Source organism: Micromonospora sp. NPDC023869 (genome assembly GCF_055559695.1).
In genome coordinates, this window is the sequence record NZ_JBVHKD010000003.1 from 121,318 (window position 1) to 134,403 (window position 13,086).

At 72.8% G+C, this 13,086-nt stretch carries 7 protein-coding genes; 4 read left to right on the top strand and 3 right to left on the bottom strand.

Annotated elements, in window-relative coordinates:
* Positions 1–423: 423 nt before the first annotated feature.
* Positions 424–1,080, bottom strand: coding sequence for a TetR/AcrR family transcriptional regulator (locus ACZ31C_RS11130; RefSeq protein WP_465795122.1), 657 nt, complete (start codon positions 1,078–1,080; stop codon positions 424–426).
* 58 nt (positions 1,081–1,138) lie between these two features.
* Between ACZ31C_RS11130 and ACZ31C_RS11135 the strand changes: the two genes are divergently transcribed.
* Both ACZ31C_RS11135 and ACZ31C_RS11140 read left to right on the top strand, forming a co-directional pair.
* Positions 1,139–1,969: an SDR family NAD(P)-dependent oxidoreductase gene (locus ACZ31C_RS11135; RefSeq protein ID WP_465795123.1), complete on the top strand. Its 831-nt coding sequence runs from the start codon at positions 1,139–1,141 to the stop codon at positions 1,967–1,969.
* A 108-nt stretch (positions 1,970–2,077) separates the two neighbouring features.
* Positions 2,078–2,401, top strand: a complete 324-nt coding sequence (locus tag ACZ31C_RS11140; protein ID WP_465795124.1) for a nuclear transport factor 2 family protein — start codon at positions 2,078–2,080, stop codon at positions 2,399–2,401.
* A 69-nt stretch (positions 2,402–2,470) separates the two neighbouring features.
* Here ACZ31C_RS11140 and ACZ31C_RS11145 read toward each other — a convergent pair whose 3' ends face one another.
* Positions 2,471–2,995 carry a DinB family protein gene (locus ACZ31C_RS11145; RefSeq protein WP_465795125.1) on the bottom strand — a complete coding sequence of 175 codons (525 nt, stop codon included), beginning with the start codon at positions 2,993–2,995 and terminating at the stop codon, positions 2,471–2,473.
* Between the two features lie 39 nt (positions 2,996–3,034).
* Positions 3,035–5,860: a condensation domain-containing protein gene (locus ACZ31C_RS11150; protein ID WP_465795126.1), complete on the bottom strand. Its 2,826-nt coding sequence runs from the start codon at positions 5,858–5,860 to the stop codon at positions 3,035–3,037.
* A gap of 137 nt (positions 5,861–5,997) precedes the next feature.
* On the opposite strand from ACZ31C_RS11150, the gene ACZ31C_RS11155 reads away from it, so the two are divergent.
* Both ACZ31C_RS11155 and ACZ31C_RS11160 read left to right on the top strand, forming a co-directional pair.
* Complete coding sequence (locus ACZ31C_RS11155) at positions 5,998–11,580, top strand: amino acid adenylation domain-containing protein (protein ID WP_465795127.1); 5,583 nt, start codon at positions 5,998–6,000, stop codon at positions 11,578–11,580.
* A 1-nt stretch (position 11,581) separates the two neighbouring features.
* Positions 11,582–13,084, top strand: coding sequence for a class I adenylate-forming enzyme family protein (locus tag ACZ31C_RS11160; protein WP_465795128.1), 1,503 nt, complete (start codon positions 11,582–11,584; stop codon positions 13,082–13,084).
* Positions 13,085–13,086 lie beyond the last annotated feature (2 nt).

The window sequence follows — 13,086 nt, forward strand, 5'->3', positions numbered from 1 at the left end:
GGGGGTGGCGCCCGCCCGACGGCGGCCCCCGGGCGACGAGGGCGGACCCCCACCGAACCACATCGCCTGACGGATACCTTGCCCAGAGCCTCCGCACAATCACATAGCGTCGCGATGTCGGTTCGGGTCAGCCGGTCGATCGCGGTCCACGCGGCCGCGACAGCCGACGCGGCGATGCCTCCCACCGGGTGACCGGTGCCCCCGAACACCGCTGAGGCGTCTGCGGGTACGTGTCGGAGTGCTTGGCGGTCGGTCCGATGTGCGGTCCACCGCAGCAGGGCATGGGGTACGCGGACGCTGTCGACCTGAGGGCACGAACGGTTCAGCCGAGTTCGCCGCCGTGCGCTACTTCGCCCTCAACGGCACCGGCCACCGCACCCACACCGAGTAGGACGCGGTGATCTGTGCCTACATACGCTGGCGCTAGCGTGCCAGGCGCTCCAGTAGTTCGCCGAGCAGTCCGCGTTCGCCGGGGGTGAGGTCGCCCGGGTCGTTGTCGACCAGCGCACGCAACGTCAGGGCCGCGCTGGCGCGGGTCGTGGAGGCGGCGGTGGAAGGCGTGTGCAGGACTCCGGCCAGCGCGGCTTCGCGGGCGCGCCCGGACAGCCCGAAGTCCGGCTCCGGCTGGCTGATCAAGGTGAGCGTGATGCCGATGTTGGCGGCGAACAGCTGTTCGGCGGCATCGGCCGCCGGCACCTTGAGCAGGCCCCGGGCGGCGGCGGCGGTGAATCGCTCGCGCAACGCGGCGTGCGCGGGAGCGGTGACGGCGCAGGGCTTTCCCGGCTCGGCGCGGCCGTAGAGCAGCCCGTAGAACGAGGGGTGCTCAAGCCCGAACTGTACGTGCTTGTCCCAGCCGTTGCGCAGGTCGTCCAGCGGGTCGTCCGAGTTCTCGACCGCCGTGTACTGGGTGAAGCCGTGGTTCGCCACGGCGTCAATCAGGCCCTGCTTGCTGCCGAAGTGGTGGTACAGCGTCGGGGCTTGCACCCCGGCGCGTTCGCACACCGCCCTCGTGGACACCGTGGCGCCGCTCTGCAGCAACTCGGCTGCGGCAAGGAGGAGTCGATCTCGCGCGCTCTGCATGCTTGCTACATTAGCTTATGTAGCGCTACATTGCCCGCTATAGCGAGAGGAGAAGTCCATGAGGACTTGGTTCATCACCGGTGGGACGCCCGGAGGGTTCGGCTCGGTCTATGCCGAGGCTGCACTGGCACAGGGCGATCAGGTGGTGGTGACGGCGCGTCGGCCCTCTGAACTGCGGGAATGGGCTGAGCCGTTCGGTGAGCGTGTGTTGGTTCTCCAGCTCGATGTCACCGATGCCGAGCAAGTGCGTGCGGCGGTCAAGACGGCAGAGGAGCGGTTCGGCGGGATCGACGTGCTCGTCAACAGCGCGGGCCGCGGCTGGTACGGCTCGATCGAGGGGGCTCCGGACGAGACCATCCGCCGCACGTTCGACCTCAACCTGTTCGCCGTGGCCGAGGTGATCCGCGCGGTCCTGCCGGGTATGCGGGCACGCGGCGACGGCTGGATCGTGAACATGTCGTCGGTGGCCGGCCTCGTCGGCGCACAGGGGTTCGGTTACTACGCGGCGGCGAAGTTCGCGATCGAAGGACTGTCGGAGACACTGCGCCAGGAGGTCGAGCCGTTCGGTGTACGCGTGCTCGTGGTGGAGCCGGGCGCGTTCCGCACCAGTGCCTTCTCCTACTTCCGCGACGAGCCCGTCACCGAGACCGTCGACGCCTACGTGCCGATGGTCGAGACCGTCAAGGCGGCGTTCGTGGACGCTGACGGCAAGCAGGCAGGTGACCCTGTTCGTGGTGTGCAGGCCGTGATCAGTGCGATGAACGCTCCCGTTCCACCGCACCGGATCGTGCTCGGCAACTCCGGCTACGACGTCGTTGTCGCAATGCACGAAAGCGCACTCGCGGAGCTGCGCGCGAACGAGAAGCTTTCCCGCAGTGCGGACTTCTGAGCCTGCTTCCACAAGCTTGTGTCGGTAGTTCGCGGAAGTAGCCCGTGCCGCAAAGCCTTCACCAGGATGCGCCCGCGTCCTGACACCCGAGCAGACCGGAGAACGGAAATGAACGACATCACTCTCCCCGAGGCCGTCGACACCTTCATCAAGGCCACCAACGCGCACGACGTGAACGCGCTGGCTGCAGTCTTCGGCGACGGGGCCACCGTGCGTGATGACGGAAGAACCTGGGCCGGCGAGGCCGAGATCCGCGAGTGGATCCAGGGGCATCTGATCAATCCCAAGATCGTGCTCACGCCGACCTCGTTCGCGGACGACCGGCTGGTGGCCTCCGGGGACGGCGACTTCCCCGGCGGGCCCCTGTCCTTCTCGTTCGTGTTCGGCATCAAGGACAACAAGGTCACCACACTCGCTATCGCCCCCGTCTGATCCATCACCGGTTGGGGCAGCCGGAGGGCCGCCCCAACCGCAGCCGGCGAAGACCAGCTGTTCGATCGGTCAGGACGAGGCGTCCTGCACCAGCCGGAGTTGGCCGATCTCGGCGACGTTCTTCATCAGCTCGGCGTTGACCCACGCGAGCAGGTGCGCGACGGTGTGTTCCGGATCGCGCGGCCAGGGGAATGGCGCCACCTCGTCGAGGTCGGCGTCGGTGAGCCGGTCCAACACGGTCAGCCACTCCGCCCGCAGCTCCCGCAGCCAGGTGACGGTGGGCTCGCCGTCGCCCGGCCAGGACACCTCGTCACGTTCCCGTGGCGTTCGGCCCTGGAGATGGTCGGTGGCCACGCTCCACCACCAGCCGACGTGCCAGGTCAGCCAGGCGATGGTGGGGACCGGCACCGGGTCCGGCTCGGTGTCGGCCCAGTCCGGCACCCACCGGCCGGCGTCGTCCGGGCGGACCGTCCAGGAGAGCGCGGCGACCTCGCGGCGGAAGTGCGCCGGCTCCAGCCGGTCCAGGTGGTATTCGAACAGCGACCAGGTCAGGTCGAACTGCCAGCGCAGCAGGTCACGACGGGAAGACGGCATCCGGCGATCCTCACACCCGGCGGCGGCGCGGTCGACCGGTTATGCCGGCGTGGCGGGGCCGACCGCAGCGGGGGACCACGGCCAGGGCACGTCGCGGAAGGCGGCCTCGACCAGCAGCGCCTCGACGCCGCGCAGGAACGGCTCGACCCGTTCGGCCGGGAAGTACCGGGTGTCGGCGGTGACGACCAGCTCGACTGCGCCGGGCGCGTCGAGCACCTGGACCCGGCAGCGCCACGGGAACCGCGCCAACTCCGGCAGCCAGCGGAACTCGCTGTCGCCGACCATCGCCCGCAGCGCGGTCTCGTCCGGGCCCGCGTCCGTCGGGTCGACGTCGCGCGTCAGGCGGGCGTCGTTGAGGTAGCAGTACGGGGACAGGAAGGTCCGGTGGTCGTGGCCGAGGTCGGTGAAGGTGCGCTCCCAGACGGCCGGGTCGTAGTAGGCGTGCCGGTAGGCGTCCAGCGCTCCCCGCCGGGCCCGGGACAGCAGCTCGGCGAAGCCGGGCCGGTCGGCCAGGTCGAGCCGAGCGAGCCCGATCTGGTTGAGGGTGCCGACCGCGTCCTGGTGCCCCGGCTGGAAGCGGTTGCTGGCCATCACCACGATTCCGCAGGAGTCCTGCCCGCCGTCGCCGCTCAGCCCGGCGGCGGTCGCCGCCAGCACGACGTTGGAGGTGCTGACGGCGTTGCGGGTCGCGATCAGGCAGGCCGCGTGGTGGACGGCGCGGGAGACCAGCGACCCGCGACGGTAACGCGGCGAGGTGCCGGAGCCGACCGGGTCGGAGAGGTTCGCCGCGAGGCCGGGCAACTGCCGCACCCAGTACGCCACCGCCCGCTCCGACCGTCGTCGTCCGGCGTCACGCTCCCGTCCGGCGAGGTCCACCGACTGGAGGCCGACCGGCGTGTCAGGCGTGCCGTGCCGCAGGAGCCGGCGCAGGTCACGCAGGACGACGTCGGTGGCGTGGAAGTCGACGGTGGCGTGGCTGAACACCAGCACGATCTGGCGTACCCGGTCGTCGACGGTGACCAGGGCGACCCGCAGCGGCCACTCGGCGACGTGGTCGAAGCGCGACGCGCGTAGCCGGGCGGTCAGCTCCGCCGCGAGGGCGCGGCCGTCGGGGTCGTCCACCGGTCGGGGTACGGCGTGCACGCCGACGGGAAGCCGTCCGGTGGCCGCCATCTCCTGGTGCACCTCGTCGTCCCGGCGACGGAACCGGGTGCGCAGCGATCCGTGCCGGGCGACGAGTGCGCCGAGCGCCCGCACCGCCTCGGGGACGGTCACCTCGGTCCGTGCCGACACGGCGAGGGTGCGGGGGAGGCTCAGCACCCGGTACGCCTCGGGGGACTCGAACTCCTCGACGGTCCGCCACATGGCACGCTGCCCCCAGGTCAGCGGCGCGCTGGCGGCCCGTCCGGCCGCGAAGTCCGCGTACGCCGTCTCCTCGGTGCGGGACGGGACCGGCCCGGCGGGTGCGGTGGACGTCGACGACCGGGGCCACCGCACGTCGTCGAAGGCCGCCTCGACCAGCAACTCCTCCATGCCCCGCAGGAACGGCTCGACGGAGTCCATCGCGAGGTGCCGGGTGTCGACGGTGAGCGTGACGCCCACCGCGTCCGGCTCGTCCACGACGTGGGCCAGCAGGTGCCAGGAGGCCGCGTTCAGCCCGGCTGTCCAGGAGAAGCTGCTCTGGGCCGTGGCAGCCCGCAACTCGTCCCGGGTCACCTCGGGTGGCTGGTCGAGGCCGCCGAGCGGCAGCCGGACGTCGTTGAAGTAGTGGTGCGGGTGGAACGCCGTCTCGTAGTCGATGCCCCGCTCCTCGAAGGCGAGCCGCAGCGCGGACGGCTGGTAGTACGCGTGCCGCAGCCCGTTCAGCGACGCCGCCCAGACGCGGTGCAGCAGGTCGGCGAAGTCGGTGCACCCGGTCAGGTCCACCGCGCAGAAGCCGATCTGACCGAGGTTGGCGACCGCCTGCGCGTACTCGGTGCGGAACCGGTTGTGGGACATCGGGAAGAGACCGGACAGCTCGTGTCCGGAGGTGCGGGCGGCCATCGCCTGGTAGCCGGCGAGCAGCGCGGCGGAGACGCTGACCCGATGCCGGGCGGCGACCAGCCGGGCGGCCCGGTCGAGGGCGGAGGAGACCAGGACGCCCCGGCGCAGGTGCGGCTCCAGCCCCGGCCCGGCCGGGACCAGCGGCTGCCGGGGGAGCCGGTCGAACTCCCGCAGCCAGTACGCCACCGCCCGCTGCGAACGCCGAGAGTCGGGCCCGTGCTGGAGTCGGGCCACGTCCGCCGACTGCGGTCCGGCCGGGGTGGGCAGGCCACCGCGCAGCAGGAGCAGCCGCAGATCGCGCAGCACGATCTCGGCCGCGTGAGCATCCACAGTGGTGTGGCTGAACACCAGCACGATCTGGCGTACCCGATCATCCACAGTGACCAGTGCGACCCGCAGCGGCCACTCGGCCGAATGGTCGAACGCGACGTCGCCGAGCCGCTCGGCGGCCCGTCGTGCGGCCTGCGTCCCGTCGCTGGTGCCGTCGCAGACCAGCAGCGGGAACAGCCCGGTCGGCGCGATCTCCTGGCGGGCCTCGCCGTCGGAGACCGGGAGCCGGGTACGCAGCGCGGAGTGGCGGCTGACCAGGGCGCCCACCGCCCGGGTCGCGGTCGTCACGGCCACCCCGGCGCGGGGGGAGACCGGCACGATCCGCCGCAGGTTGAGGAACCGGTGATTGGAGCCGAACCGGGCGATCGAGCGCAGGAGGACCTGCTGGGCCCAGGTCAGCGGCGCCGTCCCGGCACCACCGCCGGAGAACTCGGCATAGCGCAGCGGCTCTGACGCCCACTCGGCGGGGATCACCGTATCCGCGAATCGCATTCCCGACGGTACGACGGTCCGTTCCGCCGCTGGATCGATCGATCGAGTCTTACACAGTGGACCGATCAGCCGATCCGACCTGTGGGACGCGAGATGCAGACTACTGACTCCCGTCCGTCATCGGATTGAGGCATAGCGTGACGAACGTCGACGTGCCGGCCCGAGACACCACCGTCATCCCGAAGGCGACTCCGCCCGCCGGAACGCCCCGACTCTCCTTCGGCCAGGAACGGATCTGGTTCACCGAACAGCTCGTTCCCGGCACCGCCGCGTACGTCGTCCACTCGACCGTGCGGCTGCGCGGCCCGCTCGACGTCGAGTTGCTGCGGGCCGCCGTCGACGCGACCGCCACCCGGCACGACAGCCTCCGCATGCGGTTCACCGAGAACGCCGACGGCGAACCCGCCGTGCACGTCGCCTCCGACGTACGGGTACCGGTCACCGTCACCGCCGTACCCGACGAGGCCGACGCCCGCGAGCTGGTGGCCGCCTCGGTACGCACCCCGTTCGACCTCGGCGTCGCGCCCCTGGTGCGGGTGCTCGTCGTCCGGCTCGCCGACCAGGAACACCTGGTGCATCTGGCCATGCACCACATCGTCAGCGACGGCTGGTCCCTGACCCTGCTGCTCGACGAGATCGCCGCCACCTACGGCGCGCTGCGCGACGGCACGCCCCCGCCTCCGGCACCGGCCACCGGCTACCTGGAGTACGCCGCCTGGCAACGGGACCGCCTCGACGGACCGGCCACCGGGGACGGGTTCGCCTACTGGACCCGGGCACTGGCCGACGTACCCGCGCTGGACCTGCCCACCGACCGGCCCCGCCCGGCCGTGCAGTCGTACGCCGGTGCCACCCACCGCTTCGTCCTCGACGCCGACCTCACCGACGGACTCCGTCGGCTCAGCCGCGCCCACCGGGCCACCCTCTACATGACCCTGCTCACCGGTCTGCAAGCGGTGCTGTTCCGCTTCAGCGGCCAGCGGGACTTCGCCATCGGCTCGCCGGTCGCCGGCCGGGTGGTGCCGGAGCTGGAGAACCTCGTCGGTCTCTTCGTCAACACCCTCGCCCTACGCGCCGACCTCTCCCCGGTCGCCGCGACCGCCGACCCCGCGACCGCCGAACCCAGCTTCGCGACCCTGCTGCGGCGCACCCGCACCACCGTCGTCCGCGCCCTGGCCCACCAGGAGATCCCGTTCGAGCGCCTGGTCAAGGACCTCAACGTCACCCGGGACGTGAGCCGCTCCCCGGTGTTCCAGGTGTTGTTCACCCTGCAGAACTACGCGGACGGCGGCACCCGGTGGCCCGAGGACCTGCACGTCGAGGGCGTCGGGACCGACGCGGCCACCGCCCGCTTCGACCTGTCGCTCTACGTCGGCGAGACCGCCGACGGGCTGCGCGGCATGGTCGTCTACAACACCGACCTCTTCGACGCCGCCACCGTACGCCGGCTGACCGCCGGTCTCGCCACGCTGCTGCGCGCCGCCGTCGCCCGGCCGGACCTGCCGGTCGTCGACCTGGACCTGCTCGACGCGGCCGAACGGGACCGGATGCTGGCCCTGGGGCGACCCGAGCACGACGCGGTGGCCGGGGTCACCGGCGCGGCGACCACCCTGGCCGAGCTGATCGGCCCGCACGTCGCCGCCACCCCCGACGCCCCGGCGGTGGTCCTCGGTCCGGACGCGCTCAGCTATCGGGAGCTGGACCGGCGGGCCAACCGGCTCGCCCACTGGCTGCGCAGCCGGGGCGTCGGCCCGGACCGGCTGGTCGGGGTGCTGCTGGACCAGTCGGTCGAGCTGGCCGCGACGCTGCTCGGGGTGCTGCGGGCCGGTGGGGCGTACCTGCCGCTGGACCCGGAGCAGCCCGCCGCACGGCTGGGCCTGATGCTCGCCGACTCCCGCCCGACCGTGGTGCTGACCAGCCCCGACCTGCGGGAACGGCTGCCCGCCGAGGCGACCACGGTCACCCTGGACGAGATCGCCGCCGAGGTCGCGGCCCAGCCCGGCACCGCGCCGGAGACCGGCACCACCGGCGAGCACCTCGCGTACGTCATCTACACCTCCGGCTCCACCGGCACCCCGAAGGGGGTCGCCGTGGCACACCGGCAGGTGCTGCGCTACCTCGACGGGGTGGCCGACCGGTTCGCGGTCGTCCCGGCCGCCCGGTACGGGCTGATGCAGTCGATGTCGTTCGACTTCAGCGTCACCCTCTTCTATCTGGCGCTGGCCACCGGTGGCGCGGTGCACCTGCTGCCCCGCCGGTGCACCGGCGCCGAACTCGCCGAGCGGCTGCGCACCGCGCGCATCGACTACCTGAAGATCACCCCGTCGCACCTGTGGGCGCTGACCGCCGACGTCGAGCCGGGGGAGCTGCTGCCCGCCCGCGCGCTCGTCCTCGGTGGTGAGGCGTCCGAGCTGGACCGGGTCGGCCCGCTCGTGGCCGCCGGTCTGGCCCGCGTGTTCAACCACTACGGGCCCACCGAGGCCACCGTCGGCGTCACCACGTACGAGGTCACCGCCGACGCGCCGCCCACCGGGCCGGTGCCGGTCGGCCGGCCCCTGCCGCACGCCCGGGTGTACGTGCTCGACGAGCGGATGCGCCCCGTCCCGGTCGGCGTACCCGGTGAGCTGTACCTCGGCGGTGACCGGCTGGCGCGCGGCTACCTGCACCGGCCCGAGCTGACCGGCGAACGGTTCATCCCCGACCCGTACGGTCCGCCCGGCGCGCGCCTGTACCGCACCGGTGACCTGGGCCGCTGGCGCGCCGACGGGCAGCTCGTCTTCCTCGGCCGTCGCGACCACCAGGTCAAGATCCGGGGCTACCGGGTCGAGCTGGGCGAGATCGAGGCGGCGCTGCGGGACTGCCCCGGGGTGCGGCAGGCGGCGGTACTGGTGCGCGACGACCGGCTGGTGGCGTACCTGGAACCGACGCCCGACGTGGCCGCGCCCGAGCCGGCCGCGCTGCGTCGGCGGCTCGCCGACCGGTTGCCCGAGCACATGGTGCCGAGCCGGTGGGTGTGCCTGGACCGGCTCCCGTTGCAGGAGCACGGCAAGGTGGACCGGCGGGCCCTGCCCGAGCCCGGCGACGACGGCCCGACCGGCGAACGGGAGACGCCGACCGGACCGGTGGAGACGCTGGTGGCCGACGTCTGGCGCGCCGTCCTCGGGGTGGCCGAGGTCGGTGCCACCGACGACTTCTTCGAGCTGGGCGGGCACTCCCTGCTGGCCACCCAGGTGGTGGCCCGGCTGCGTCGGGAACTGCCCGACGTGGTCGACGGGGGCACACCGGTCAGCGTGATGGACCTGTTCCGCCACCGCACCGTACGCGAGCTGGCCCGGCTGGTCGCCGGGGACGGCCCGGACGGCGGCGGGCTGCTGCACGAACTGACCCCGCCGGTGCCCGCCGACGCCCGGGTCGCCACCCTGGTCTGCGTTCCGTACGGCGGCGGCAGCGCGGTGGTGTACCAGCCGTTGGCCGACGCCCTGCCGGTCGGGTACCGGCTGCTGTCGGTGGCCATGCCCGGGCACGACATCGGCCTGGCCGACGACCCGGCACCCGTCGCGGAGGTCGCCGCCGACGTGGTCGCGGAGATCCTGCACCGGGTCTCCGGGCCGCTGATCCTCTATGGACACTGTGGTCCCGGCGGGGCGTTGGCGGTGGAGGTCGCCCGTCGGCTGGAGGCGGCCGGCCGGGACCTGGAGGCGGTGTATCTCGGCGCGGTCTTCCCGTTCGCCCGGCCCGTCGGCGGCCTGCTCGGTCCGCTGCTGCGACTGCGGTTGGCCGAACGCCTGCGCAGCGACCGGATCTACCGCACCTGGTTGCAAGCGCAGGGCACCTCCGTCGGGTCACTGGCTCCGGACGAGGTCGCGTTCCTGATCCGCGCCATGCGGCACGACGCGGAGGTCTCCGAGGAGTACTTCACCGAGCTGATGCGGAAGCGGGTTGGTCCGCTGCGCGCGCCGGTCGTCTCGGTGGTCGGCGAGCGCGACCGCAGCACCGACTTCCACGAGGAGCGCTTCCGGGAGTGGCACTTCCTCACCGACCGCACCGCGCTCGCGGTGATCGACGAGGCCGGTCACTACTTCCTCAAGTACCGGGCCGCCGAACTGGCCGAGATCGTCACCGGCGTACACCGGCACCTCGCTGCGCCACCGCCATCGATCGTGTCACCGTCCGCCGCACCGCCCTCCGCCGTGTCGCCCGGACCTGGCGCGCCGGTCCGCGCCGCGTCGGTCCCGCCGCCGGCCGCCTCGCCGCAGTCGGACGGCGGGCAGCCCGCCTGGCAGCTCACCGCCGTCTCCCACCGGGGACCGGACGGACCCTCGGGCGGGAGCAGCGGTACGCCCACCGCGCCGCCACCGAGCATGCGGCGCTTCGGGCTGGTCGCGGCCGGGCAGATCGTCTCCGGCATGGGCACCGCGCTGACCACCTTCGCCGTACCCCTGTGGATCTACACGCAGACCGGCTCGCTGGCCCGGTTCGCGCTCTTCGCGGTGCTCGCGCTGATGCCCGGCCTACTCGTCGCACCGCTGGCCGGCGCGGTGATCGACCGGTTCAGCCGGCGACGCGTCCTGCTCTGCGCCTGTACCGCCGCCGGGGGCGGCAACGCGGCGATGGCGGTGCTGGTGCTGACCGACGTCGCCCAGGTGTGGCACTTCTACCCCTTCACCGCCTGGCTGTCGGTGGCGCTGGCGTTCCAACGGCTCGCGTTCGTCTCGGCGGTGCCGCAACTCGTGCCCAAGCGTTTCCTCGGCCACGCCAACGGCCTCGCCCAGACCGCTGTCGGCCTCACCCAGTTCACCGTCCCGCTGATCGCCGTGGCGCTGCTCCAGGCCGTCGGGCTGCGCGGCATCCTGCTCATCGACGTGGCGTCGTACCTCTTCGCGATCGGTGTGCTGGCGGTGGTGCGGTTCCCGCGTACGCTCGCCCTGCGCCGCCGCGAGAGCATCGGCGCGGAGATCGTCGCCGGGCTGCGGTACGCGTTGCGCCGCCGGGAGTTCCGCGCCATGCTGGCGTTCTTCGCCGCGCTGAACTTCTTCCTCTTCCCGGTGCTGTTCCTGCTCTCCCCGCTGGTGCTCGGCTTCGCCGACCTGACCGAGGTGGCGCGGATCGCGCTGACCGGCGGGGTCGGCGCCGCCACCGGCGGCCTGGTGATGCTGCTCTGGGGCGGCCCCCGCAAACGACGGATGCGGGCGGTGCTGCTCGGCACGCTCGGCATCGCGGTGGCCGCCGTGGTCACCGGGCTACGGCCGAACCTGCTGGTCATCGGTGCGGGCGCGTTCGGCATGTACCTCGCGCTCGCCATCGTCAACGGCGTCTACAACACGATCATCCAGACCAAGGTGCCGCCCCGGGTGCACGGGCGGGTCTTCGCGCTCAACCAGATGGTGGCGCAGTCCACCCTGCCGCTGGGCTGGGGTCTGGTCGCCCCGTTCGCGGCCCGGGTGACCGAGCCGATGCTGCTGGCCGACGGCGTGCTGGCCGGCACGGTCGGCGCGGTCATCGGGGTCGGGCCGGGGCGCGGACACGGGCTGCTCTATGTGCTGTTCGGGCTCTGCATCGCGGTGACGGCGCTGGTCTCGCTGGCCACGCCGGTGCTGTCCCGCTTCGACGACGAGGTGCCCGACGCGCCCCCGGACGACCTGGTCGGCATCGAGGAACGCCGGGCCCGGTCGGCCGGTGCCGAGGTGCCGGTAGCCGTGACCGGCGGGAAGGCGGCCTGAGGTGAGTACGGCGTCAACGGGCCGGGCCGTTCCCCGTACCGTGCCCGAGCTGCTGCACTGGCGGACCGCCCTGCATCCCGAGCGGGTCGCGGTCGAGGTGCACGGGGTGGCCGCGTTGACCTTCGCCGACTGGTCCGCCGGTGCGGGTGCGGTCGCCGCCGCCCTGTCGCGTCGCGGCCTGCGTCGCGGCGAGCGCGTCGGCCTCTACTTCGGTGCCCGGGACTGGACCGGGTTCGCCGTCGCGTTCGTCGGGGTGTTGCGCGCCGGTGGCGTCGCCGTGCCGCTCTCCGACCGACTCGCCGCCGGACAGCTCGAACACGCCCTGAAGCACTGCGCGGCCACCGCCGTGCTGCACGGCGACGACACTCCGGCCCCGCCGGTGCCGTCCGGCCTGCCGGTCTGGTCCTGCGCCGAACTGTCGGCCGAGCCATCCCGGGGCGGCGCGTCGGTCGCCCGACCCGGTGACCTCGCGCAGATCCTCTACACCTCGGGTACGACCGGACGGCCCAAGGGAGTCGCCGCCAGCCACGCCAACCTCACCGCCGGTGCTCCGCACCATCCGCGCCGCCTCGCCCTGGCCCACTCGGAACGGTTCCTGCACGCCTTCGCGATCGGCACCAACGCCGGGCAGACCATGCTGCTCAACGCGGTGACCGCGAAGGCCGCCGCACTCACCCTGCCCCGGTTCACCCCGGCCCGGTTCGCCCGGCTGGTCGAGGCCACCGGGACCGGCACCGTCTTCGTCGTCCCGTCGATCGCCGTCGAGCTGCTCGACTCCGGTGCCCTGCGCGGGCGGGACACCAGTGGCGTACACCTGATCGGCTCCACGGCCGCGTTCCTCGCACCGGCGGTCGCGGCCCGGCTCGCCGCGGCGTTCCCGCAGGCCACCATCGTCAACTACTACACCTCCACCGAGGCGGCGCCGGCCCAGACCACGATGATCTGGGACCCGTCCCGGCGGGACGCCGTCGGTCGGCCGGTCGGCGGTCAGCTCATGGTCGCCGACGCCGACGGCAATCCGCTGCCCGCCGACACGACCGGTGACGTCTGGCTGCGCGCGCCCTTTCCCCGTGCCTACTACCGCGACGAGGCGGCCAACCGGGCCACCTTCCGCGACGGGTGGGTCCGGATGGGCGACGTCGGCCGGATCGACGCCGACGGTTACCTGTACCTCACCGACCGGCACCAGGATGTGATCAAGACTGGCGCGTTCAAGGTCTCCACCCTGGAGGTCGAGGCGGCGCTGCACGAACATCCGCTGGTCGCCCAGGTCGCCGTCGTCGGGGTCCCGCATCCGGTGCTCGGCTGGGCCGTGGCCGCCGCCGTGGTGCCCCGACCGCAGACCGAGCCGGGTGGGCTGTCCCTGCCCGTGCTGCGGGGATTCCTCGCGGACCGGCTGGCCGACTACCAGTTGCCCGCCCGTCTCCTGCTGCTCGACGAGCTGCCCCGCAACGAGGGCGGCAAGGTGCTCAAGCGGCAGCTCACCGACCTCTTCGAGAACTGACC

What these genes read in the sequence shown, in the direction of transcription:
- ACZ31C_RS11130 (WP_465795122.1), bottom strand. Translation starts at nt 1,080, where the DNA reads ATGCAGAGCGCGCGAGATCGACTCCTCCTTGCCGCAGCCGAGTTGCTG.
- ACZ31C_RS11135 (WP_465795123.1), top strand. Translation starts at nt 1,139, where the DNA reads ATGAGGACTTGGTTCATCACCGGTGGGACGCCCGGAGGGTTCGGCTCG.
- ACZ31C_RS11140 (WP_465795124.1), top strand. Translation starts at nt 2,078, where the DNA reads ATGAACGACATCACTCTCCCCGAGGCCGTCGACACCTTCATCAAGGCC.
- ACZ31C_RS11145 (WP_465795125.1), bottom strand. Translation starts at nt 2,995, where the DNA reads ATGCCGTCTTCCCGTCGTGACCTGCTGCGCTGGCAGTTCGACCTGACC.
- ACZ31C_RS11150 (WP_465795126.1), bottom strand. Translation starts at nt 5,860, where the DNA reads ATGCGATTCGCGGATACGGTGATCCCCGCCGAGTGGGCGTCAGAGCCG.